Source organism: Bartonella sp. AD24XZML (assembly GCF_042196485.1).
Taxonomy (GTDB): Bacteria; Pseudomonadota; Alphaproteobacteria; order Rhizobiales; family Rhizobiaceae; genus Bartonella.
In genome coordinates, this window is the sequence record NZ_JBHIQH010000024.1 from 1 (window position 1) to 2,869 (window position 2,869).

Here is a 2,869-nt window from a genome sequence, read left to right on the forward strand (position 1 = left end):
GCCCCTTTGCTCTAACGTCATTCCATCTGTACCACTTATCCAGTCATACAAATGGAATCTTATCCATGGCATACCATTAGATATGCGCATCCCCTTCTTTTATTAAATATAAAATTGCCAAAGCATCTGCTTCATTATCATCACAAGGCGTGTGACCTTTTGCACGCATTGCCTTAATCATTTCTTCTTTTGACGCATTCCCTTTGCCTGTCATTGCTTTCTTAATGGTACCAACGGGAATGCCTTCATACGGTATCTGATGATGTTCACACCACGCCGTTAATGTTGCTAGAAAGCCCCCATAAACATGAGAAGCGTCTGTACCCACATGCCGACGTACCTCTTCAAAATACACCGCATCAATTTCATCAACAGACCTCTTTAGTTCAGAAAGCCATTTCTTAAAGCGCAAGTAACGCATGCCACCGCCTTCAAAACGGCGTGATTGAAAATGTTCTGTATCGCTTGTGATAAAACCATCTGCATCACGAAGCGCCCAGCCAGTCTTCATCCCTAGATCAAGACAGAGAATCGTGTTAGTCATTTGCTATTCCATTAAAAATTATTTTTACAAAATCGTTCAGCGATAATTATTTTCGAAATGAGGGGGAAAGAATGTTAACGATATATGAATGCTTTTCTATATTATCTCTCACTGCTACAACTATTCATGCTGGTGTTTCAATTTGGACAAGATACAGTAAAGACAAACAACAAGCTCTAGGACCTAAATTACAAATTAATTATACAAAAACGCTAGCAAATGTACCTTACGATTCAAATGAAAATCCCACATTCAAAGTAGATTTAACCTCCTATAATCCCACAAAACAAGCAATTAAGATAAATAATATCTGGCTAGACCCCAAAAGTCCGTTTCAATTTGTCGAAGCCATCTATTACAATCCAAATCCCAGAATTATTAGAGAACCAAGCGTCAATATCCCTGTAAATCCTAAACACATTAACTTAATACATCCTAAGTTAAAACCGGAACCAGAGAGCACATTTGATCTCTTTAATGTAGAGAGTAAGAAGGAACTTACAATTTTACTGACTATTCAAGCTATGAAACCAGACACAGTAAATCCTATAAATATCATTTTAGAACATACTTCCTCTAACTATCCCAATAAAACACTTAAAGCTTTTTATTGCATTGGCTTTTTTCGTTTTTCAGAGACGCAAAGATTGAATTTTTGGGCTAAGATATCCAAGACAGAACATGCTCTATCTCGTCCCCTCATTCGCGATGAATAAAAAATGGAATAAAGAGCTACACACCAAAAACAAGCTATAAGATCTAAGTTTTTAATTATCTTAATTCCCTTCCTCTATCTATTATTGTACCAATGAAAAAATACAATTATATTCAAAATAACAACCGATATAGACAGTAATGATATTGCTAAACCGTAATCCATTTTATTTCCTTTCTTCTTTAAGAGTGTGTATGCTGCTGTTGCTGTTCATTATTATCTGTAGAAGCAGTAATATGAGAAGACATTACTGTTTGTGATTCATTTGGTGCACTAACTTTCTCCACTAGATGAAATGTATCTTTTCTTCGTTTTGTCATTGGACAAATAACTCTATGGGACTTGTTTCCATAATTATGAAGAAACCAATCTAGTGTAACCCAAGATAGGCCTTTTGCTTTAGACAACTGAATAATCATATTCCAGTATTTTGGAGAAATACTATTGCGATCGCGCATTTTACGCGCAGCCTCATAGCTACAACCAACTTCCTTTGCAAATTGGCGTATAGATCCCCAAGACTCCATCAAACTTTTGACACAAAAATCATTAACCATGACAAAATAGTACATTACGTACAATTTTAAATCAAGATAAAATCGTACACAATGAATTAAAAAAATAGTGGATAATGTACAGATGACTTATTTGCCAAAAGATAGACTTAAAATAGCACGTAAAAATGCTGGATATGCAACACCAAGCGAAGCTGCGCGCGCTATACCAGCTCTTAATCAAAATACCCTAATTAGTCACGAAAATGGAAATCGTGGTATTTCACGCCAAATAGCAGAGCTCTATGGACAAGTATTTAATGTAGATCCGGGATGGATTTTGTATGGTGAATCTCCTCAAGAAAATCCTAGCCTCAATATAAGCATTCCTCTCGTTTCATGGATTAGTGCTGGAGAGCTAAGCGAACAAGATGGAATAATGGACTTTTCAGATTGTCCTATAACAGAGGCTGTTAATCTTCCCGCTGGTGAATGGATTGCTTTGCGTGTAGATGGCACATCTATGAATAAAATTAGCCCTCCAGATTCTATAATATTTGTAAATATGCGAGACAAAAAACTTGTACCTAATGCCTGCTATGTAATTGCAGATGAATCTGGACAAGCGACATATAAACGATACAGACCTAATGATGATCCGCCTTTTCAGCCTGCTTCATACGACAAAACAATAAAAGCTCCAAAACTTGAAGGTGCTATCTCTATAATAGGTCGTGTACGACGTACTATTCTTGATATGTAAACAGAATACGATTCTTCGTTCACATTATCAATTAGATACTATCAACAGATCGCAACGAATTTGATTGATTTTTATCAGTCAACTACAGATTTCTGATTCCCTAAATTAGGCAATGATTCGTCATTTTTTACTTTTTTAAAAAAAATAGTACATTATGTACTTGACTATATATCGTTCATAATGTACTAATATATCCATAAACCACGCACAAACAATCGCCAAGAGGCGTTAGGGAGGGGAAATTATGGATAAGCCAATTCTTATAAATTCCAATGAAATTTTATTAGTTGTCTATGATGATGATCAAAACATTGGTCGGTCTGGACCACTTGATGAAAGCCAAGTTCTAAAAA

Annotated in this window: 4 protein-coding genes; 2 read left to right on the plus strand and 2 right to left on the minus strand. The window is 35.8% G+C overall.

Translation table 11 applies throughout. From position 1 onward, the window contains the following. Positions 1–76 precede the first annotated feature (76 nt). Positions 77–544, minus strand: a complete 468-nt coding sequence (locus ACFIMX_RS02450; protein WP_375693974.1) for a crossover junction endodeoxyribonuclease RuvC — start codon at positions 542–544, stop codon at positions 77–79. A gap of 71 nt (positions 545–615) precedes the next feature. Here ACFIMX_RS02450 and ACFIMX_RS02455 point away from each other — a divergent pair, with 71 nt between their 5' ends. After that, the gene (locus tag ACFIMX_RS02455) at positions 616–1,260 is read left to right on the plus strand and encodes a hypothetical protein (protein ID WP_375693975.1); all 645 of its coding nucleotides are present in this window, start codon (positions 616–618) and stop codon (positions 1,258–1,260) included. A gap of 181 nt (positions 1,261–1,441) precedes the next feature. Here ACFIMX_RS02455 and ACFIMX_RS02460 read toward each other — a convergent pair whose 3' ends face one another. Further along, complete coding sequence (locus ACFIMX_RS02460; protein WP_375693976.1) at positions 1,442–1,831, minus strand: hypothetical protein; 390 nt, start codon at positions 1,829–1,831, stop codon at positions 1,442–1,444. A 67-nt stretch (positions 1,832–1,898) separates the two neighbouring features. Between ACFIMX_RS02460 and ACFIMX_RS02465 the strand changes: the two genes are divergently transcribed. Next, positions 1,899–2,516, plus strand: a complete 618-nt coding sequence (locus ACFIMX_RS02465) for a S24 family peptidase (RefSeq protein ID WP_375693977.1) — start codon at positions 1,899–1,901, stop codon at positions 2,514–2,516. The last annotated feature ends 353 nt before the right edge of the window (positions 2,517–2,869 follow it).